This is a genomic window from Aeromicrobium sp. S22 (assembly GCF_009661045.1).
Classification (GTDB): domain Bacteria; phylum Actinomycetota; class Actinomycetes; order Propionibacteriales; family Nocardioidaceae; genus Aeromicrobium; species Aeromicrobium yanjiei.
Window position 1 is genome coordinate 13,682 of record NZ_WJWV01000003.1, and the last position, 20,091, is coordinate 33,772.

18 protein-coding genes are annotated in these 20,091 nt (G+C 70.3%); 8 read left to right on the forward strand and 10 right to left on the reverse strand.

Annotated features, from left to right (window positions below):
- Window positions 1-218 precede the first annotated feature (218 nt).
- Window positions 219-1,421 (reverse strand): MFS transporter, encoded by a 1,203-nt coding sequence (locus GEV27_RS12990; protein ID WP_208430718.1) that lies wholly within the window; start codon window positions 1,419-1,421, stop codon window positions 219-221.
- On the reverse strand, window positions 1,418-2,128 hold the full coding sequence (locus GEV27_RS12995) for a GntR family transcriptional regulator (RefSeq protein ID WP_153651314.1): 711 nt from the start codon (window positions 2,126-2,128) through the stop codon (window positions 1,418-1,420). The genes GEV27_RS12990 and GEV27_RS12995 overlap by 4 nt, the downstream gene beginning before the upstream one ends.
- A gap of 230 nt (window positions 2,129-2,358) precedes the next feature.
- Between GEV27_RS12995 and GEV27_RS13000 the strand changes: the two genes are divergently transcribed.
- The 7 genes from GEV27_RS13000 to GEV27_RS13030 all read left to right on the forward strand — a co-directional run bounded on the left by GEV27_RS13000 (window position 2,359) and on the right by GEV27_RS13030 (window position 12,524).
- Window positions 2,359-3,678, forward strand: coding sequence for an MmgE/PrpD family protein (locus tag GEV27_RS13000; RefSeq protein WP_153934756.1), 1,320 nt, complete (start codon window positions 2,359-2,361; stop codon window positions 3,676-3,678).
- Window positions 3,679-3,700: 22 nt separating this feature from the next.
- A complete protein-coding gene (locus GEV27_RS13005) occupies window positions 3,701-4,852 on the forward strand; it encodes an acyl-CoA dehydrogenase family protein (protein ID WP_153934758.1) in 1,152 nt (383 codons plus the stop codon).
- 11 nt (window positions 4,853-4,863) lie between these two features.
- A complete protein-coding gene (locus GEV27_RS13010; RefSeq protein WP_194944208.1) occupies window positions 4,864-6,231 on the forward strand; it encodes an MmgE/PrpD family protein in 1,368 nt (455 codons plus the stop codon).
- Window positions 6,232-6,238: 7 nt separating this feature from the next.
- Entirely contained in the window at window positions 6,239-8,377 is a 2,139-nt protein-coding gene (locus GEV27_RS13015; RefSeq protein WP_153934762.1) for an acetate--CoA ligase family protein, read from the forward strand.
- A gap of 2 nt (window positions 8,378-8,379) precedes the next feature.
- On the forward strand, window positions 8,380-9,552 hold the full coding sequence (locus GEV27_RS13020) for an ABC transporter ATP-binding protein (protein ID WP_153934764.1): 1,173 nt from the start codon (window positions 8,380-8,382) through the stop codon (window positions 9,550-9,552).
- 1 nt (window position 9,553) lies between these two features.
- Complete coding sequence (locus tag GEV27_RS13025) at window positions 9,554-11,305, forward strand: iron ABC transporter permease (RefSeq protein WP_153651320.1); 1,752 nt, start codon at window positions 9,554-9,556, stop codon at window positions 11,303-11,305.
- A 67-nt stretch (window positions 11,306-11,372) separates the two neighbouring features.
- Window positions 11,373-12,524, forward strand: coding sequence for an ABC transporter substrate-binding protein (locus tag GEV27_RS13030; protein ID WP_153651321.1), 1,152 nt, complete (start codon window positions 11,373-11,375; stop codon window positions 12,522-12,524).
- A 93-nt stretch (window positions 12,525-12,617) separates the two neighbouring features.
- Here the strand turns inward: GEV27_RS13030 and GEV27_RS13035 are convergent, their stop codons facing one another.
- The 8 genes from GEV27_RS13035 to GEV27_RS13070 all read right to left on the reverse strand — a co-directional run bounded on the left by GEV27_RS13035 (window position 12,618) and on the right by GEV27_RS13070 (window position 19,260).
- Complete coding sequence (locus GEV27_RS13035) at window positions 12,618-13,082, reverse strand: MaoC family dehydratase (RefSeq protein ID WP_153651322.1); 465 nt, start codon at window positions 13,080-13,082, stop codon at window positions 12,618-12,620.
- Window positions 13,079-14,290, reverse strand: coding sequence for an acetyl-CoA C-acetyltransferase (locus GEV27_RS13040; RefSeq protein ID WP_309222236.1), 1,212 nt, complete (start codon window positions 14,288-14,290; stop codon window positions 13,079-13,081). The genes GEV27_RS13035 and GEV27_RS13040 overlap by 4 nt, the downstream gene beginning before the upstream one ends.
- Entirely contained in the window at window positions 14,287-15,126 is an 840-nt protein-coding gene (locus tag GEV27_RS13045) for a MaoC family dehydratase N-terminal domain-containing protein (protein WP_153934766.1), read from the reverse strand. Before GEV27_RS13045 ends, GEV27_RS13040 begins: the two co-directional genes overlap by 4 nt.
- Complete coding sequence (fabG, locus tag GEV27_RS13050) at window positions 15,123-15,863, reverse strand: 3-oxoacyl-ACP reductase FabG (protein WP_153651325.1); 741 nt, start codon at window positions 15,861-15,863, stop codon at window positions 15,123-15,125. Before fabG ends, GEV27_RS13045 begins: the two co-directional genes overlap by 4 nt.
- The gene (locus tag GEV27_RS13055) at window positions 15,860-16,663 is read right to left on the reverse strand and encodes a CoA ester lyase (protein WP_153934768.1); all 804 of its coding nucleotides are present in this window, start codon (window positions 16,661-16,663) and stop codon (window positions 15,860-15,862) included. Before GEV27_RS13055 ends, fabG begins: the two co-directional genes overlap by 4 nt.
- A complete protein-coding gene (locus tag GEV27_RS13060; RefSeq protein WP_153934770.1) occupies window positions 16,660-17,871 on the reverse strand; it encodes a CoA transferase in 1,212 nt (403 codons plus the stop codon). Before GEV27_RS13060 ends, GEV27_RS13055 begins: the two co-directional genes overlap by 4 nt.
- Window positions 17,868-18,644 (reverse strand): enoyl-CoA hydratase/isomerase family protein, encoded by a 777-nt coding sequence (locus GEV27_RS13065; RefSeq protein ID WP_153934771.1) that lies wholly within the window; start codon window positions 18,642-18,644, stop codon window positions 17,868-17,870. Before GEV27_RS13065 ends, GEV27_RS13060 begins: the two co-directional genes overlap by 4 nt.
- Window positions 18,645-18,705: 61 nt before the next feature.
- Entirely contained in the window at window positions 18,706-19,260 is a 555-nt protein-coding gene (locus GEV27_RS13070; protein ID WP_153934773.1) for a VanZ family protein, read from the reverse strand.
- 261 nt (window positions 19,261-19,521) lie between these two features.
- Here GEV27_RS13070 and GEV27_RS13075 point away from each other — a divergent pair, with 261 nt between their 5' ends.
- Window positions 19,522-19,926 carry a hypothetical protein gene (locus GEV27_RS13075; protein ID WP_153934775.1) on the forward strand — a complete coding sequence of 135 codons (405 nt, stop codon included), beginning with the start codon at window positions 19,522-19,524 and terminating at the stop codon, window positions 19,924-19,926.
- Window positions 19,927-20,091: the final 165 nt, after the last annotated feature.

Genomic DNA, 20,091 nt, shown 5'->3' on the forward strand with positions numbered 1-20,091 from the left:
GGGTTTCCACAGGTGGAGTGTTCGCCTCGCTTCGCTCACGGTCGGCCGCGGGCGGCCTCCCTGGCGAACGGTGGGGGTGGTGGGTTCGCCTCGCTTCGCTCACGGTCGGCCGCGGGCGGCCTCCCTGGCGAACGGTGGGGGTTGGGGTTCGCCTCGCTTCGCTCACGGTCGGCCGCGGGCGGCCTCCCTGGCGAACGGTGTGGGGGTGGGGGGAGAGGTCAGTCGGGCATGCGTCGGGTGGCGCTGAGGGACAGGAGTCCGGAGGACGCGAGCAGGCCGGCGGTCAGGTAGAAGATGACGCCGACACCCGTGGCTCCCGCGACGGCTCCGGCCCCGAGGGGGACCGCGAACTGGGCGATCCGGTTGCCGGCCAGGCGCAGCGACAGCGCCGTGGCCCTGTTGTCGCGGTGCGACACGGTCGTCACCCACACCATCGTCAACGGTTGTCCGATGCCCCAGAAGAAGCCGATCACGAGCATCGCCGCGCTCAACGCCACGACATTCGTGGTCAGAGGGATGAGCGCGACGGGTATGGCCGAGACGAGTGTCGCCGAGACGATGAGCCAGCGGCGACCGACGTGGACCAGGAGCGCAGGGAGTGCGATCCGCGACAGCACCGACGCCAGGGCGCGCATCGTCAGCAGGAAGGTGACCATGCCGACGCTCAGACCCAGGTGCTCGCCGAGCACCGGGACGTAGGCGGTCAGGAGATCCAGACCGGACAACACCGTCATCGACGAGTACATCGCCGGCTTCATGCCCGGCTGACGAAGGATGGTCAGGCTCGACTGCTGGGTCCCGACCTGCTCCCGGCGCGACCGCACCGCGCGAGACGCGGGTGAGAACGCGTAGGCGAGTGGGACGGCGGCCGTGGCGACCGCCGCCATCACGATCAGCGAGAACGTCGTCTTCAGCGTGCCGTCACCGCCTGAGCCGCTGTTCGACAGCGTTGCCACGATGCCCGCCAGCGGGAAGCCGAGGAACTGTCCCGCGGAGACGCCGAGGGTCAGCTGGCCGAAGCGCTTGTCCATCAGCTCTGGGGGTGACCACAGCGGGATCAGGCTCTGGCACGCGATCGTGTGAAGGATCTGGCCGAAACCGAGCAATGCGCTCGCCCCCGCCAGGACGCCGAGGTTGGTGCTCGTGGCAGCGAGGACGACTGCGCCCACCGTCAGGACGAGTCCGCCCCGGAGGACCCGCATGCCGTGACCGCGATCGACGGCGCGACCGATGGGCAGCGCGACGAGGAGCGGCAGCACCGCGAACGAGGCCGTGACGATGCCCACGGACAACGCGTCCCCGCCCAGCGCGAGTGCCCGGTAGGAGATGAGCGTGCGCACGCCGTTCAGAACCGCGTGGGACGCGATCGAGATCAGGACCAGGGAGGTGAACCAGGAAGGGCGGCGGAGCGGTGACCTCACGGGGCCTGGGGTGATCCGTCGCCGGCAGCGTCGCTGACGGGACCCGCCGGGCGGAGCGCGGCATGCGTGGCACGCAGGTCGCACGCGTGCATGATGTGCTCATGCATCGCGCGGCTCGCCCGCTCGGCGTCACCGTCCTCGATCGCGCTCAGGATCGCCTCGTGGTCGTGACGCAGCTCGGTGGTGAAACCGCTGACGCTCCACAACGTGACGGACGGCGTGAACCGGCTCCACAACATCTCGATGCACTCGATCATGACCGGCGACGTCGCCTGGTAGATCGCGAAGTGGAGCGCCTTGTTGAGTCGTGAGAGCTCGGCGGAGGAGGCAGCGGAATCGGTGGCCGCCAAGAGCTCCTCGTTGGCGACGCGGATTCCGGCCAGCACCTCGGGTGTCATCCGTTCCATCGCGACGGTGACTGCGAGCGACTCCATCTCGGCCCGCATGCGGTAGAGGTCGGTGGCCATCTGGGGCGTGTAGTCGCGCACGGTGGCGCCGCGGTGGGTGTGGTAATCGATCATGCCGTCGGCCTCGAGGACCCGCAGCGCCTCGCGAACGGGTGTGGCGCTCACGCCGTAGCGGCGGGCGAGCTCGACCTGGCGCAGCTGGTCGCCGGGATTGATGAGCCCGTTCCTCAGGTCGGCGCGAAGGCGTTCCAGGACGTACGCGGTGCGGCTACCTGGGATCGCGACGTCGTCGCTGGCCATGGCGCTCCTTCAGGGAGATTTTGATCGTCGAGGGGATCGGAGGCTCGGGTGCGAGCCGGCGTCGTGCCCACGGATGACTGTGCCGGATGGAGCAGCAGTCTGCCACAGAAGCGTACAGAAAAGAATCTATAGAATATGTAGACAAGCGCAGAGATCGTTTCTAGAGTGATGCCGGACACGCGGCCGTGACAACGGTCACTCCCTCTGGACATTGACGATCGGAGCACCAATTGAGTCAGCTTGACTCTCTCGACGCGACTGAGCGTGAACGCTGGGGCGTCCTGGTCGCCGACGCCTGGGGCCTGATGGCCGCGGGTGCCGAGGCGCCCGGACTGCGCGCGATGCTCGCAGCGTCCGCTGAGCTGGGGGACGGTGACATCGCCGTTCCCTACACCCCCCGCACGTGGTCGCCCCAAGGCGCTGCCGCGGCGGCATCTGCGCTGATCCATGCGTGGGACTTCGACGACACCCACGACACCGCCGTCGTCCACACCGCAGCGATCGCCGTGCCCGCGGCTCTGGCTGCCGCCCAGCGCCGCAACGCCTCGGGGCGCAGCTTCGCGGACGGGATCGTTGTCGGCGTGCAGGCGCTCTCGCGCCTCGGCGGCCTCGTCGGTCCGCGAGCCGGTGTCATTCGCACGGCCGGGCTCGGCGCTCCCGCCGCTGCGGCAGCCGCCGCGGCGACCTGGGGACTGGATCGGGCCGGCATCGAGAACGCGATGTCCCTGGCCGTCGGTGTCTCACTCGCGCCCGGCTCGCGCCAGGCCGTCGTCGACAGCTCGCTGGCCAAGCGGGTCCAGCCCGGTCTAGCCGTACAGGCCGGACTCTATGCCGCGGCGCTCGCCCTGAACGGCGTCGAAGGACCCCGGGGTTGGCTCACCGGCGACCACGGGCTGCTCCCGGGTGCAGATGTCACCGTCGCCGACGTGCTCGACGGCCCCTTCGCCGGCGCCGAGCTCGCGATCAAGCCCTATCCCGCGTGCCGCTACGGCCACGCCGCGATCGCCGCCGCTGAGCAGCTGTACCGAGCGCACGGCGCCCAGACGGACGACAAGCTCGTCGTCCGTCTGCCCGAAGGTGCGTCCTACGCGATGGTGGCCCGCCCGTACGCGGATCGCGGAGAGCCGATCATCGACGCACAGTTCTCGGTGCCGTGGCAGGTGGCCTCCATCTGGACCTCCGGCCGCTACGACGTCGCGACCCTCGCCGGCCCGGACGTCGTCGACCCGGTCATCGCCTCGGCCGCTCGTGCCGTCGAGGTTCGCCAGGATCTGCCGGCCAGCACCGTGATGAGCGGCGCCACGGTCGAGCTGCACCGCGCGGGCGTCGTTCACGTCGCCGAGTCCCCGATGCCGGGCGGCCCCGAAGCGCCCCTCGACCGTTCCGCCGTCGACGCCAAGATCCGCTCCTGCCTCACCGTGGCGGGCCTCGACCCGGATGCCGAGTCCCGCCGCATCTGGGAGCTCGTCGACGGTGTCGCCGACCTCAGCCCTGCGGACCTGCGCCGCACCCTCACCGAATTTGCCCCCGCACGCCAGACCGTGGCGTGACACGACGTACCGAAGGATCATGATGGATTTCACCCTGACCCCCGAGCAGACCGCCCTCGTCGACTCCGTCACGAAGCTCGCCGAGAAGGAGTTCGCCCCGCAGGCGTTCAAGCGCACCGAGTTCGCGTGGGACAGCCTGAAGGTGCTGGCCGACAACGACCTGACCGGCCTGACCCTGTCCCCTGAGATGGGCGGCCAGGGCGCGTCGCTGCTGGACGCGGTGCTCGTCATGATGGCGATCACCAAGGTGTGCCCCCACAGTGCGGACGCGCTGCAGGCCAGCAACTTCGGCGCGATCCGCCAGGTCGCCAAGTTCGGCTCCGACCGCGTCAAGGAGGAGGTGCTGCCCAAGCTGCTCGCGGGTGAGGCCATCGTCACCGCCGGCATGAGCGAGCCCGAGGCCGGCAGCGCGCTGACCGAGCTGCGCACCACCGCCCGCTACGACGGCGACGAGGCCGTCCTCAACGGTCAGAAGATCTACAACTCCCACGGGCCCGACGCCTCCTACTCCGTCGTGTGGTGCCGCTTCGGCCCCACCACCAAGGACATCGGAGCCGTCCTCGTCCCGTTCGACGCCCCCGGGTTCTCCCGCGGCAAGCGCGAGCTGCACATGTCGGGGGAGTCGCACTGCCAGCTGTACTTCGACGAGTGCCGCGTGCCCAAGGAGTACGTGCTCGCGGACTCCGGTGCCATCCGGTCGATGATGTCGACCTTCGGTGTCGAGCGGATGGGCAACGCCTCACGCGCGATCGCCCTGGCCGAGACCGCGTACGACCGCGCCGTCGAGCACGCCAAGACGCGCACGCAGTTCGGCAAGAACCTGTGCGAGTTCCAGGGCCTGCAGTGGAAGTTCGCCGACATGCGGGTCCAGCTCGACGCCGCCAAGCTGCTGCTGTTCCGCGCGGTGTCCGACGCCGAGTCCGGATCGCCGGATCCCACGTACGCGTCCATCGCCAAGCTGCACGCCAACGAGACCGCGTTCAAGGTGGCCAACGAGGCGCTGCAGATCTTCGGCGCCAGCGGCTACTCCCAGGAGTTCCCGATGGAGTACATCGTCCGCCGCACCCGCGGATGGATGATCGCCGGCGGCTCGATGGAGATCCTGCGCAACACGATCGCGCAGTCGGTCTTCGGCCGTCGTTTCGACCAGCGTGCAGGAGCTGTGGCCAAGTGAGTGACGTCCAGATGAACCTGACAGCGCAGCTCGCCGACTGGGCCGCGGCGCAGGCCGACCGCCCCCTCGACGCCGCCGCGCGCCACCACGTGCGCCGGCTCTGGGTCGACTACCTCGCGGCCGTCATCCCCGGGTCCTCGGCACCGACGTCGCGTCAGGTCGCGGCCCATGCCGCGATCCAGTACCCCGGCGACCAGGCCGAGGCCGTCGGCACCGGACGCCTGTCGGCGCTCGGCGCCGCGCTGGTCAACGGCACGAGCGCCCACTGCCTCGAGGTCGATGACGGCTACACGCCCGGCAGCGTCCACCCCAGCACGGTCATCTTCCCGGCCGTCCTCGCCGCGGCTCAGGCCGCCGGCAGCGACGACGAGATCACCGAGCGCGCCCTCGCGGTGGGCCTGGAGGTCGTGTGCCGCCTCGCCGCAGCCGGACACCCGGCCACGTGGCGCAACCACTTCCACAACACGCCGGTCACCGGTGTCCTCGGCTCGGCCGTCGCCGTCGCGGTGCTGCACCGTCTCGACGCCGAGCAGATCGAGCACGCGCTCGGCATCGCGGCCTCGCACGCCGGCGGACTGTTCGCCTTCCTCGGCCAGGCGGCCGAGGTCAAGCGCCTGCACCCGGGCAAGGCCGCACGGGACGGCATCGCGAGCGCCGAGCTCGCCGCCGCTGGTGTGACCGGTCCGCGCGGTGTCCTCGAGGCCCCGCACGGTTACATCGACGCGTTCGCGCGCGGCGACTTCGACAACGAGACGCTGGTCGGCGACCTCGGCGAGAAGTGGGCCTTCCTCGACACCTACGTCAAGCCGTACCCCTGCTGCCGCCACCTGCACGGACCGATCGACGCCGTCCGGGCGCTCAAGGCCGAGCACCAGGTCAAGGCCGGCGATGTCGAGTCCGTGACCGTCCGCACGTACACGGTCGCCTCGCACCACGCCGCCCGCACCGTCGACGAGTTCCTCGATGCGCAGATGAGCATCCCGTTCGCGGTCACCGTCGCGCTGGCCTTCGACGAGGTCGGGCTCACCGAGTTCGGCGACGACGTCCGGCACGACGCCACGATCCGCGCCCTCGTGGACCGGGTCTCGGTCGTCGCGGACGCCGACATCGACGCGGTCTACCCCCGACTGCGCCCCGCGATCGTCGAGATCACCCTGCGCGACGGATCGGTCCTCACCCACCGGGTCGACACGCCGTACGGCGAGCCGTCCAACCCCGTCAGCGACGAGGACATGACCGGCAAGCTCGTCCGTCTCGCGGGCCCGATCATCGGCTCCGACCGCGCGACGGCCCTGGCCGAGCAGACCTGGACCGCCCCCACCCACCGGACGACGCTCGACGTCGCCCTGTCGACCTCTGAAACCCCCGGAAGCGAGTGACGACTCCATGACCACCGTTCTGTCCCAGACGGCCAGGCCCACAGTCGGCAGCGCCATGCTGCATCCGCGGTCCGTCGCGATCATCGGGGCCTCCGACGACATCACCAAGACCACGGCCCGACCGCTCGCCTTCCTTCGCAAGGCCGGCTTCAACGGCCGGGTCTACCCCGTCAACCCCCGACGGGAGACTGTGCTCGGCGAGCGGGCGTGGCCCAGCATCGCGAGCCTGCCCGAGACGCCGGATCACGTGTTCGTCGTCGCCGACACCCGCTTCGTCGTGGACGCCGTCGCGGAGTGCGGCGCGCGGGGTGTTCCGGTCGTCACGATCCTGTCGGGTGGTTTCGCCGAGGCCGGTGAGGAGGGCGCGGTCCGCCAGGCCGAGCTGCTGAAGGTCGCCCGTGAACACGGGGTCCGGCTCATCGGTCCCAACAGCATCGGCGTCGTCAACCCCGGTGCGGGCCTGATGCTGACCGCGAACGCCGCGTTCGCCGAGGAGGCCATCCCCGTCGGCCGCACGTTCGTGGCGTCGCAGTCCGGCAGCGTCATCGGTGCCCTCATGACCCGTGCCAAGGCCGTGGGAATCGGGTTCGCCGGGCTCGTGTCCACCGGCTCGGAGATCGACCTCACGCTGGGCGAGATCTGCGCCGCCACCGTTGACGATCCCGAGGTGGATGCGTACTGCCTGTTCCTCGAGTCACTCGACAACGCCGCGTCGCTGGCAGAGTTCGCCGAGCTCGCCCACGAGCGCGGCAAGCCCGTGACGGTCTACAAGCTGGGCCGCTCGGACGCCGCCGCCGAGCTCTCCGTGTCACACACCGGCGCTCTCGCCGGTGAGGACAGCGAGGCGTCGGCCTTCTTCGAGGCCTGCGGATTCGTGCGCGTGGAGAACTTCGAGTCGCTCATCGAGGCCGGAGCCGTGCAGCGTCGCCTCATGGGCACGATCCGGGACGCCGACGCCCCGCGGGTCGGTGTCATCACCTCGACCGGAGGTGGCGCCGCCTTGGCGGTCGACGAGCTGGAGATGCGTGGCATCGCCCTCACCCGTCCGTCGGCAGAGACCTTCGCGCGCATCAACGAGGCGGGCATCGCCGTCTCGGAGAGTCTCATCATCGACCTGACCCTCGCGGGCACACGGCACGACAAGGTGCTGAACGTCCTCGGGATCCTCGAGGACAGCGAGGAGTTCGACCTCCTGGTCTTCGTCATCGGCTCCTCGGCGCGGCTCAACCCCGAGCTCGCGGCGAGCGCGATCGAGGAGTTCGCGGACCGTCGGCTGCCGGTCGTCGCGTGGGCCCTGCCCGACGCGCTCGAGACGCTGCAGCGGCTGCACCGTGCCGGCGTCCCCGCGTTCCGCACGGTCGAGTCCTGCGCCGAGGCGGTTGCCGCGACGCTGCGCTCCCGGGCGCCTCGGGGCGAGGCGCTCGCGGGCGTGAAGACCCCTGCGGCCGGTGGCACCCGGGTCCTCGACGAGCAGCAGTCCGCCGAGGTGCTGAAGCAGGTGGGTGCGCGATTCCCCCAGAGCCTCGTGCTCGGCCCGGGGGAGCCCGTTCCCGCCGACCTGGCGTACCCGGTGGTCGTCAAGGTCCTCTCGGACGCGATCGCGCACAAGTCCGACGTCGGCGGTGTCGAGGTCGGGATCCGTGACGCCGACGGCCTCGAGCAGGCCCGCCGACGCATCCTGGACTCGGTCGCCCGGCACCGTCCTGACGTCCTTGCCGACACCGTCCTGGTGCAGGAGATGGTCGTCGACCCCGTGCAGGAGATGCTGGTCGGCTATCGCGTCAGCGACACGGTCGGACCGCTCGTCGTGCTGGCCGCCGGCGGCGTCACCGTCGAGCTGTACGGCGACAGCGCCGTCCAGATGGCGCCTGTCGACCGGGACACCGCTGCCGGGATGATCGAGCGGGTGAAGGCCACGGCGCTTTCGCGCGGATACCGTTCGGCGCCCACGGGCGATCTGGACGCGCTCGCCGATCTCGTCGTCGCGGTCTCCCGCCTGGCGATCGAACGCCCCGACGTCGTCGAGGCCGAGATCAATCCCGTCGCGGTCCTCCGCGACACCGAGGGCATCATCGCCCTCGACGCGCTGGTCACCGTTCTCGCCGACCAGGGCGAAGACTCCACCACCACCACGGATGAGAGCTGATCATGGACGTCACCATTTCGAACCTTTCGCTGTCGTACGGCGACTTCAGGGCGGTCAAGAATCTCTCGCTCGACATCGCCGACGGTGAGTCGATCGTCATGCTCGGGCAGTCCGGATGTGGCAAGACCAGCACGATGCGCTGCGTCGCCGGCCTCGAGGACCCGTCCGGAGGCAGCATCAGCATCGGTGGGCGGACCGTCTTCGACGCTGAGTCCCGCACCCGCGTGCCGGCCAACAAGCGCAACGTCGGCCTGGTGTTCCAGTCCTACGCGGTGTGGCCGCACCTCACGGTGCTCGAGAACGTCGCATTCCCCCTGAAGCAGCAGAAGCTCGGCAAGGACGAGATCCGCCGCAAGGCACTGGAGACTCTGCGCATCGTGGGGCTCGAGGCCGTGGCGGAGAACGGCGCCAGTGCCCTGTCGGGCGGCCAGATGCAGCGCGTCGCCCTGGCCCGCAGCCTCGCGATGGAGCCGGCCGTCATGCTCCTGGACGAGCCGCTGTCGAACCTCGACGCTCGCCTGCGCGACGACCTGCGGGTCGAGCTCCGTCGCCTCCAGATCGAGCTGGGTCTCACGTCGGTCTACGTCACGCACGACCAGGGCGAGGCCCTGGCCCTGGCCGATCGCATCGCGGTCATGCAGCACGGGCGCATCACCCAGCTCGCATCTCCGACCGAGATCTACGAACGCCCCGCGTCCGCGACGATCGCGGCGTTCCTCGGCGTGCTCAACATCTTCCCGGTGGGCCGTCCCAAGGGTCACCACGTGGAGTCGGTCGACCACGACATGCAGTTCGTCACCGAGACGGCCGTCGACCACGACGTCTTGTCGAGCGTCAGCATCCGCCCCGAGCATGTGCGGGTGTCGACCGAGCGTGACGACCACGGCGTCAGCGGTGGGGTCAACACCTGGGAAGGTCGCGTCGAGGTCACCGTGTTCCAGGGCGCGACCACGCGGTGCGCGGTGCGCCTGGACGCGGGGCCGGTCCTCGAGACCACGGTGCCCGGCTCGGCCATCAACGTCTTCCGCCCCGGCGACCGCGTCTTCGTGCACGTCGATGCGCGCGACGTGAAGGTGCTGCCCAACGAGGTCCCGGAGCTCGCGTCCGGGTTCCCGACCAAGTGGACCGATTCCGCGCCCCTCGCGGCGAGCGGCGCCGCCCAGGGCGGTGAATGAGATGGCCAGCACCCTCGTGACGGCGCCGGCGCCCGATCCGGCACCGCCGGCCGCGCCCCCGGGGCCGGCGCGGATCAGCTTCTGGCGCACCTGGCTGGGCTCCGGCCTGCTGATCGCATTCCTCGCGTTCCTGATCCTGATCCCGGCCGGGTTCGTCCTGCTCGCGGCGATGACGGGCTCGGTGCCCCGCCCCGGCAACATCAGCTTCTCGCCGACGTTCGACAACTTCAGCGTTCTCGGGGTCCCCGAGGTGCGCAAGGCGTTCCTCAACTCGATGATCATGGCGATCTCGGCCACGCTGCTGGCTGCCCTGATCGGTGGCGGGTTGGCGTTCCTGGCCGCCCGCACCGACATCCGGGTGCCCAAGTTCGTGTACCTCGTCGGGCTGATGCCGATGTTCCTGCCGTCGTACGTCGGCGCGCTCGCGTGGTCGATCCTCGGCAGCCCCAACGCGGGTCTGCTCAACATCGGTCTGCGGGACCTGGGGCTCCCCGCGTTCATCGACCTGTACTCGATGCCGGGCCTGATCATGGTGTTCGCGATCTACTACGCGCCGTACACCTTCTTGATGGTGCACGCCGCGCTCTCGCTCATGAGCCCGGACCTCGAGGAGGCGGCGCACATCCACGGCGCCACCACGCGGACCATGCTGCGTCGGATCTCGTTCCCGCTGGCACTTCCCGCCGTGCTGGGATCGGCGATCCTGACCTTCACCCTCATCTTCGAGAACTTCCCCGTCGCGCAGGTGCTGGGCACCCCCGGTGGCGTCGACACGCTGCCGACGTTCATCTTCCGGCTGCTCAACGCGACGCCGTCGCGTGGCAACGAGAGCGCGGCCATCGCGGTCGTGCTGGTCGCGGTGGTCATCATCGCGACGATGCTGCAGAACCGGGTCATCGCCAAGCGTTCCTACACGACGGTGAGCGGCAAGGGCGTCCGCAACAAGAAGATCGCTCTCGGTCGCTGGCGCACGCCGGCGTTCATCGCCGTGCTCGTCTTCTTCACGCTGTCCATCGTGCTGCCGCTGCTGGCGCTGCTGGTGACAGCCGGCCAGACCAGCCCGTACATGTCGACGCTGGGTGACCTGTTCGAACCGGGCGGTTTCGACCTCGGCATCATCGGTGAGGTCGCCCGATCGGCCGACTTCTTGTCGGCCACGTCCAACAGCGTCGTCGTCAGCCTCTTCGCGGCAACCGCCGGCACCATCTTGGCGTTCCTGTGCGGCTACACGGTGTACCGGACCAAGGTCGGTGGCCGCAAGCTGATCGAGGGCATCTCCATGGTGCCGCTCGCGATCCCGGCGGTCGTGCTGGGCATGGGCCTGCTGTGGACCTGGCTGGTCATGCCGATCCCGTTGTACGGGACGCTCGCGGTGATGGCGATCGCCTTCGTGGCCGTCCAGTCGCCGCAGGGCTTCCGGGGCATCGCCTCGTCCATCATGCAGACCGATCGCGACCTGGAGGACAGCGCCGTCATGCTCGGTGCCAGCCGCTCACGGGCGATCCTCGCCGTCACGGTGCCGCTCATGAAGGTCGGTCTGTTGTCGACGTTCCTGCTGCTCCTGATGCTCAGCATGCGTGAGCTGACGGTGCCGCTGTTCCTCTACACGACCGACACCAAGATCCTCTCGATCACGATCTACGACGCCTTCGAGAACGGAGGGGCGTTGCGCGGCGCTGCGGCGATGAGCCTCCTGTACTGCCTGTTCATGTTCATCCTCTCCTACATCCCGCGACGTCTCGCCCAGAAGTGAGCCGTCAGCGACCGGGCCCCCGCCGGGGCAGCCCGCACCACACCCCCGCACGTCAAGGAGCACGCCCATGAGAACCATCCCCAAGTCCGTCGCCGTCGCCGCAGCCGCGGTGATGTCGCTGAGCCTCGCCGCGTGCGGTGGCAGCTCCTCGTCAGGCGGGGCAGGTGGCAGCGCCAGCGCCGCCGAGGAGATCCTGGCGATGCCGGAGATCGACGACTCCGACGGCCTCGTGATCGGCGGCGAGAAGGTCGCGGACGCCGATCTGCTCAAGGCAGCGCGCAAGGAAGGCTCCGTCGCCTGGTACACCGCGTCAGGGGCTGAGAGCGCCGAGGTCACGGCGGCTCGCTTCGAGGCCGAGACCGGCGTCAAGGTGAAGATGACCCGGATGCCGTCGGGCAAGCTCGCAGAGCGAGTGCTGAGCGAGAGCGGCGCCGGACGTCTGGATGCCGGCGTCGTCACGATCACCGATCCGGTGATCGCCGAGGAGTTCGCCTCGAAGGGCGTCTACGCGCCGTACAAGGTCGCGTCCTACGACACGGTCTCCAAGGTCGACGGCGTCGTCTACGAGGACGGTCTCTACTACGCGCCTTACTACTCCGCGTACGCCTTCTCCTACAACAACCAGGTGGTCAAGGAGGCCGACGCCCCGAAGGACTGGGCGGATCTCACGGACCCGAAGTGGAAGGGCAAGGTCGGCATCGTCCACGCGGGTGCCGGTGGCACGGTGCAGGGTCTGGCCCAGTTCCAGGAGGAGAGGCTCGGCAAGGACTACTGGGGCAAGCTCGCCGCCCTGAAGCCGCGCATCTTCGACACCACGAGCACGCAGCTCGAGGCCCTGGCCCGCGGTGAGATCCACGTCGCGACGTCCGGTTTCAACAGCACGTACGGCGCCGAGATCGCGGGTGCGCCCATCACCCTCGTCGTGCCGCCCGGAGGCGTCTCGGGCACGTACAACATGCAGGGTGTGACGAAGGCCGGCCTCGACAGCGCGGCGGCGAAGCTCTTCCAGGACTGGAGCATGTCGTCCTCCGGGCAGCAGTTCGCGGCCGCCCAGGGCTTCGTCGCGGCTCGCACCGACATCCCGGCCACGAAGACGGGCGACTACACGTTGCCGACGGCTGACTCGCCGGACTTCGAGCTGTACACGCCGGAAGACGCGCGTGAGCTGGGCGCCGACATCGTGGCTCGTTGGAACAAGGCCTACGGCTACGGCGGCTGACGCGTAGAACACAACCAAGAGGGGCGGGGGGGGGGGGGCCCCCCCCCCCCCCGCCCCTCTTGGTGTTGGTCCGGCACGCACGCCGGACGGCGCTCAGGCGAGGATGAGGCTCAGCTTGTCCACGACGCACGCCGGGCGGTCCTGGCCCTCCACCTGCATCGTGAAGCGGTACGTCACGAGCCACGAGCTGTCCCGGTCCACGACGTCCACGACCGTGCACGAGGCTCGCAGGGTGGAACCGACCGGGACGGGGGACGGGAAACGGGCCCGGTCGACGCCGTAGTTGATGCGGGCGCTGCCGAGCTCGACGACGAACAGGTCGTCGCTGAGCCCGGAGACGAGGGACAACGTGAGGTAGCCGTGCGCGATGGTGCCGCCGTAGGGTCCGTCGGCGGCCCGCTCCGGGTCCACGTGGATCCACTGGTGGTCTCCGGTGGCGTCGGCGAAGGCGTCGATCCGCTCCTGCGTGACGACCAGGGGCCGACTGGGCCCCAGCTCGACCCCGACGAGCCCGTGCAGCACCTCGGCCGAGTCGATGACGACGGGAGCGGCGCTCACGCGCCGACCCGCTCGAAGACCGCGGAGATGCCCTGGCCGCCGCCGATGCACAGCGTCGCGAGGCCGTAGCGACCGTCGCGCCGGTGCAGCTCACGGGCCAGCGAACCGGCCAGTCGAGCGCCAGTGGCTCCCACGGGGTGGCCGAGCGAGATGCCTGAGCCGTGCGGGTTGAGCCGCGGGTCGTCCGCGTCGAGGCCCCATGTGCGCAGCACGGCCAGCACCTGTGCGGCGAACGCCTCGTTGAGCTCGATGATGTCGAGATCGTCCATCGTGATGCCGGCGCGGCCGAGGGCGGCGGCCGTGGCAGGGACGGGACCGATGCCCATCGTCTCGACCGGGACGCCGGCGACGGCCCAGCTGCGGAGGGCGACGAGTGGACGGAGGCCGAGGGCGGCGGCGCGCTCGGGGGTCGTGACGATGCACGCGGCTGCGGCGTCGTTCTGACCGCTCGCGTTGCCGGCCGTCACGGTCGCGTCGGGGTCGACCTTGCCCATGATCGGGCGCAGCGCGGCCAGTGTCTCGACGGTCGTGTCAGCCCGCGGGTGCTCGTCGACCTCGACCGTACGTTGGCGGCGGCCCGTGCAGACGGTGACGGGAATGATCTCCTCGTCGAAGATGCCGGCCTTCTGGGCGGCAACCGCGCGCTGGTGCGACTGGGCGGCGAGAGCATCCTGGTCGGCGCGGGAGATCGAGTGCTCGCGTCGCAGGTTCTCGGCCGTCTCGATCATGCCGCCGGCCACGGGGTAGCGGTGGCCACCCGCGGTCTGGCGTGCGCGGGCGAGGGCGTCGTGCATCGTCACGCCGGTGCGAGCGGCACCCCAACGGATGTCGGTGGAGTAGAAGGGGACGTTGCTCATGCTCTCCGCGCCGCCGGCGACGACGAGGTCGGCCGCTCCGGTCTGCACCGCCATCGCCGCGTTGACCACGGCCTGCAGGCCCGATCCGCAGCGACGATCGATCTGCTGGCCCGCGGTCCGCAGGTCCAGACCCGCGTTCAGGGCGGCGACGCGACCGATCGCGGGGGCCTCGGAGTTCGGGTTGCAGTGCCCGAGGATGACGTCGTCGATCGCGTCGGACGGCAGCCCGGTGCGCTCGACGAGGGCCGCGAGCACGGCCCCGGCGAGATCGGCGGCCGTGGCCGGCGCGAGGCTCCCCCCATAACCCCCGACGGGGGTGCGGATGGGCTCGCAGATGACGGCTTCTCTCACGGTGACTCCTGGATGTGGTGGTGGACGGTGATCTCGGCGCACAGGCGGTCGTGCTCGGACAAGGTGGCTCGGGTCGCGTCGGGGCCGGCCTCGGCGCGCAGCTCGCCGCGGTGCCCGGCGATCAGGGCCGAGCGTCCGCGGTGGTCGACGCGGTGCATCGCGGCGCCGCTGCGGCGGACCGTCTCGGCCAGGACGATGGCCAGCAGCGGGCCGTGCACGACCAGGCCCTCGTAGCCCTCGACCCCGGTCGCGTACGGGTGGTCGTAGTGGATGCGGTGGGTGTTGCGGGTGAGTGCGCTGAAGCGCATCAGCATCGGGGCGTCGCCGGTGAACGTCCACGGCTGGGCGGACGTGTCGAGGCCCGACCGCCCCGCCGGCAGGACGGAGGCAGGCTCCCGCGGCGTCGCACCGGTCGGGCTCGTCGGGGCCGGACGGTAGACGATGTCCTGCCGCTCCTCGAGGGCGATCCCGTCCTGGTCCTCCACGACGTCGCGGACGGTGACGAAGCGGAGCGGGCCCGAGCGGCCCTCGGTGTCCTTGACGTCCTGCACGCTGCGGGACACGTGCACGGTCGAGCCGATCCGCAGCGGACGGTGCACGACGAGGGACCCGCCGGCAAACATCCGGCGGGGCAGATCGGGCCGGGTCGGCAGGGAGCCGTCCTCGGCGTGCCCGTCGCGGCCGAGCGAGGCCCATGGACGCCAGCGGGCGAGTGCGGCCCAGTGCCACAGCGGTGGCAGGGGAGCGCCCGCTGCCACGTCCAGGTCGTCCGCGCCGAGGAGGTCGGCCAGTGCGTGGACGGTCTCCGGGTCGACGAGCAGCCCGGGCGGCCTCACATGAACCGTCCGCCGGTCACCTCGGCGACGGTCCCGGTCATGTAGGACGACATCGCCGAGGCGTAGAACAGGGCGACCGAGGCGATCTCCTCGGGCTCACCGGCGCGCTGCATGGGGATCTCGGCCATCTTCTGGTCCCACGCCTTCTGCGGCATCGCGCGGGTCATCGCGGACGCGATGAGGCCCGGCTGGATCGCGTTCACGCGGACACCGTGGTGAGCCATCTCCTTGGCGGCGGCCTTGGTCATGCCGATGATGCCGGCCTTGGCGGCCGAGTAGTTGGTCTGGCCCACCATGCCAACCTTGCCCGAGAGCGACGAGATGTTGACGATCGCGCCGGACTTCTGCTCACGCAGGTGCGCGGCCGCCAGCCGCGTCCCGTTCCAGCAGCCCTTGAGGTGCACGGCGATGACCTGGTCGAACTGCTCCTCGGTCATGGTGCGCATCGTGGCGTCACGCGTGATGCCGGCGTTGTTGACCATGATGTCGAAGCGGCCCCATCTGGCGAGTGCCGCGTCGATGGCGCCCTGGACCTGGTCGGCCACGACGACGTCGCAGGCGACCCCGATCGCGACGTCCTCGCCGAGCTCGGTGGCCGCGGCGACCGCGGCTTCCCCGTCGAGATCGGCGACGACGACCTTCGCTCCGGCGTCCACGTAGCTGCGGGCGATGGCCAGGCCGATGCCCTGCGCACCTCCGGTGACGATGGCGACCTGCGAGTCCAGCAGTGCGTTCATGACGGGTGCTCTCCTTCGGTTCGTGCCTCGCCCGTGCGGGCGAGGATGGTGCGTGCGCGGGCGAGGACGGGGGCGTCGACCATGCGGTCGTCGACGACGGACACGCCGGCGTCGGCGGAGGCCAGGACTCGCCGGGCCCACGCGATCTCGTCCTCGTCGGGTGCGAGGGCGGCGTGGACCGGGGCGATCTGGTCGGGGTGGATACAGAGCTTGCCGGCGCAGCCGACCGCCGTCGCGGCCGCGAGATCTGCCCGCAGCCACTCAGGGTCGCGCAGCTGGGCGGTGACGCCGTCGACGGGACCGGGCAGGCCCGCCGCCGTGGACGCGATCAGCAGCTGGACGCGCGCGGCGTCCACGATCGTCCGGTTGTCGGGGGAGACGCCGAGCTCGGCGGCCAGGTCGAGGTGGCCCAGCGCCAGCCGGTCGACGCAGGGGTGGGCGGCGATCCGTGGGGCGTCGAGCAGGCCGCGCGCCGTCTCGACGAGGGCGACGACCCGGAGCCCGTCGAGTGCCGAGAGGGCTACCTCCTCTGCCTTCGGCAGCATCACGAGCAGTCCGTGGCGCCGCACCAGGTCGAGGTCGTCCGCGTGCCACGGCGTGCCGACGGCGTTGATGCGCACGGCGGGCCGCAAGCCCTCCCGTACGGCATCGTCGATCGCGGCCCGGGCGGCATCCTTTCGCTCGGGCGCCACGGCGTCCTCGAGATCGACGACGACGAGATCGGCGCCGCTCGTGGCCGCGCGGGCGAACCGGTCCGGACGGTCGCCGGGCACGAAGAGCAGCGAACGGGCCGTCGTCATGACGTCAGGGCGATCACGCCGTCAGCCGCGAGACGGCCGAGATCGGCATCGGTCAGACCCAGCGACTCGGCGAGGACGGGGCCGGTGTCGGCGCCGAGCCGGGGCGTGAGAGCCGGCTTGCGCTCGGTCTGCGCCCAGCGCAGCGGTGAGACGGTGGTGGGCATGGGGCCCACGCCGGGCTGGTCGACGTCGTGCAGGACGGGGTCGCTGGAGGCGCGGGCCGAGGCCGCGGCCTCGACCACCGACAGGTAGGGCGCCCACAGGACGCGGGCCTGGTCGAGCAGCGGTCGGAGCGCGGTGAGGTCGCGGGCGATGAACCAGGGGCGCAGGATCGATGCGATCGTCTCGCGCACCTCGTAGCGCGCCGACTCCTGGCGCAGGTCCAGGTCGAGTGCCTTCTCCAGGGCGGCGAAGACGTCCCGCGTGCCGGTGACGTCGCACAGCGCGTCCCACTGTCCCTCGGTCAGCGCCACGACCATGATCCGCGAGCCGTCGGACGTCGCGAAGTCGGTGCCGAACGAGCCGAAGACGTGGTTGCCGTGGCGGGGCCGATCGGCGCCGGCCTCCTCTGCCTCGGCGAACCAGCCGAGGGCTCCGACCGCCGAGACCGCGACGTCGTAGAGGGCCACGTTGATCGCGCTGCCCTCTCCCGTCGTCCGGCGGCGCTCGAGGGAGGCGAGGACGCCGACCGCCGCGTGCATGCCCGTGAGCAGGTCCCAGGCGGGGAGCACGTGATTGACGGGGGTGTCGAGGAAGTCCGGCCCCGTCATGGTGGCGATGCCGATCGAGGCGTTGACGGTGTAGTCGACGGCGGGTCGGCCGTCCGCGAAGCCCTCGACGTGGACGGTGATCATGTCGCTGCGCAGTGCCGCGAGGTCGTCGTGGCGCAGCCGGTGCCGGCCCACCACGTTGTCGACGTAGACGCCGCGGTGGTCACCGGGGCGGGTGGTGAAGGCCGTGAGCAGCTCACGTCCGGCGGGGGTGCGGTAGTCGATCGCGACGGAGCGCTTGCCCTTGTTGAGATTGGTCCAGTAGAGGCTCTCGCCGGTCGCGCTCAGGGGCCAGCGGCCGAAGTCGCTGCCTCCGCCCGGCAGATCGACCCGGACGACGTCGGCACCCAGCTGGGCGAGCGTCATTCCGCAGCTCGGTCCGGCGACGAACGTCGAGCACTCCACGACCTCGAGGCCGACCAGCGGCTGGGCGCTCATCGTGCGAACTCCGGCTCGCGCTTCTCGCGGAAGGCGGCCTTCCCCTCGGCGGCGTCGCGGCCGTGTCCGGCCAGGGCGACGCCGATCCGCTCCTCGCGGAGGAATCCGGTGACGTCGCGATCCTCGGCGACGCGGCTCATCCAGCGCGTCACGGCGACGGACTCGACCGGCCCGGCCGCGAGTCTCGCGGCGACGTCCAGCGCGACCCGCGTCGCAGTACGCGGAGCAGCGAGGATCGTCACCAGCCCGGCCGAGAGCGCCTCCAGGGCGGTGAGCGGTTCACCCAGCAGGAGGTGGCGGTTCGCGCCGTGGCGTCCGAGCCGTCGCGTCAGGTGCCATGCGACGCCGGCGTCAGCGGCGAGACCGCGCTGGGAGAACGGCGCCTGGAAGGCGGCGTCCTCGCCGGCCACCAGAATGTCGCCGGCCAGGGCGAGCCCCCACCCGGCGCCGAGCGCGTAGCCCTCCACCGCGACGACGGTCGGGCACGGCAGCGCCGCGAACCGCTCGATGACGCCGTGGATGAGCTCGAGCCGGCCGGCCGGACCGAACAACCCGTCGCCGGCACCCGGCATCGAGGCGACGTCGCCGCCGGAGCAGAAGAAGGTGTCGGCCCCGGTGAGGACGGTGCAGCGTGCGCGCCGCGCGTCGGTGTCGAGCGCGTCGCGCAGGGCGTCGATGAGCGTCTGGTCCAGGGCGTTGCGTCGCTCGGGCCGGTGGAGGCGCAGCTCCAGCACGTCCTGCGGATGCCAGGTGCATTGCAGCGATGAGGTCACCGTCACATTATCTACATTCTATAGAATGTTGGCAATGGTTAGGCGCTGACAATTACCGCGGTCAGGGTGTGTTCGCCAAGGAGGCCGCCCGATCGAGCAAGCGGCGCACCGCGGGTGCCATCGCGAGCAGCGAGTAGGCCGCGTAGCCGATCATCGTGCCGACCGTGTTGCCGATCAGGTCGTCGACATCGGCGACCCGGCCCGGGCTCACCGTGAGCGAGCCGGTGAGCTGCACCGTCTCGATGCTGAGGCTCACCCACAGGCCGAGGAGCGCGGCCCGGCGCATCGACGTCACCCGGGTCAGGAGCGGGAGCAGCGCGCCGAGCGGCACGAACAGCGCGACGTTCAAGATCATCCCGATCGGGTCCTCGGCGACGTCGACGAACGGGGTGAGGTGAACGGACGCGCGCCACGGTCGCGCGTTGTCCATGTCGATCGGCAGGGGTAGGAGCACGTGACCGAGGACTACCGCACCGTAGACGCACGCGACGATCGCCACCGTGGCCCGCGCGCCGGTGAGCCGGCCGTGCCGGTGCAGCCACCACAGGGTGACGGCGACTGCCGCTGCCGTGACCGGGATCAGCACGGGCAACGTCGGGACTTCGTGTGTCTGCACAGATCTGTCTTCCCCGGTGTCGGTCGTCGCCCGCTCACCCTACGCAGCAAAGTCCCCGCGATGTGGTGTTCGCCAAGGAGGCCGCCTGCGGCCGATTGTGAGCGGAGCGAGGCGAACCTCTTGACCCCGTCCGCCTCGCTCCGCTCACGGTCGCTTCGCTCCCTGGCGAACGGTGGTGTTCGGCAAAGAGGCCGCCTGCGGGAGTGGTGTTCGCCAAGGAGGCCGCTTGCGGCCGACTGTGAGCGTAGCGAGGCGAACCTCTTGAACTACACGCGAGACTCAAACGGACAGATCCTCTCGTCCCACGGGGCCAGCGGTGCAACTACTGCTGAGAGTGAAATCGACGATTTGTCGGGTAAGCAGACCGATAGCCTGCTGATCGAGGACGTTCAGGAGGTCCCGTTGAATGTCATTGGTGGAGGGCTCATCGGAAAAAGCCGGCAAGTTTGGAAAGGGTGTGAGGGGCGGATGAGCGGCACAGTCACATCGAACCTAGCGATCGCCGCATGCGCGACCGCGCCGCTGTGGGCCCTAGCGGCACTGATAATCGAGCGTCGCCAGTCTCATGCACCGTGGACTTCAAATCGGTTTGCCACCATTTGGATCGGTGGCTTCGTTCTAGTCACGGCCCTCACCACTCCTTGGCTGATCCATCGGATCAACTGAGGGTTTAAGCGCGTACGTCGCGGTCGCGAGCAATCCCGGCCCAGGCTCGATCTCTGTTTCTTGAGATACAAGTTTTGAGTGGGGAGCTGGAAGTTGCTGCTCGCGCGAGAGGTCTCACACCGCAAACAAGTGTGAGGTACCCCGGCGGTCAGCCCACCGTAGCCC

Excerpts from the sequence above, each read along its gene's own strand:
- GEV27_RS13015 (WP_153934762.1), top strand. The coding sequence starts at position 6,239 with ATGACCACCGTTCTGTCCCAGACGGCCAGGCCCACAGTCGGCAGCGCC.
- GEV27_RS13020 (WP_153934764.1), top strand. The coding sequence starts at position 8,380 with ATGGACGTCACCATTTCGAACCTTTCGCTGTCGTACGGCGACTTCAGG.
- GEV27_RS13025 (WP_153651320.1), top strand. The coding sequence starts at position 9,554 with ATGGCCAGCACCCTCGTGACGGCGCCGGCGCCCGATCCGGCACCGCCG.
- fabG (WP_153651325.1), bottom strand. The coding sequence starts at position 15,863 with ATGAACGCACTGCTGGACTCGCAGGTCGCCATCGTCACCGGAGGTGCG.
- GEV27_RS12995 (WP_153651314.1), bottom strand. The coding sequence starts at position 2,128 with ATGGCCAGCGACGACGTCGCGATCCCAGGTAGCCGCACCGCGTACGTC.
- GEV27_RS13010 (WP_194944208.1), top strand. The coding sequence starts at position 4,864 with ATGAACCTGACAGCGCAGCTCGCCGACTGGGCCGCGGCGCAGGCCGAC.
- GEV27_RS13005 (WP_153934758.1), top strand. The coding sequence starts at position 3,701 with ATGGATTTCACCCTGACCCCCGAGCAGACCGCCCTCGTCGACTCCGTC.
- GEV27_RS13030 (WP_153651321.1), top strand. The coding sequence starts at position 11,373 with ATGAGAACCATCCCCAAGTCCGTCGCCGTCGCCGCAGCCGCGGTGATG.
- GEV27_RS13060 (WP_153934770.1), bottom strand. The coding sequence starts at position 17,871 with ATGAGCGCCCAGCCGCTGGTCGGCCTCGAGGTCGTGGAGTGCTCGACG.
- GEV27_RS13055 (WP_153934768.1), bottom strand. The coding sequence starts at position 16,663 with ATGACGACGGCCCGTTCGCTGCTCTTCGTGCCCGGCGACCGTCCGGAC.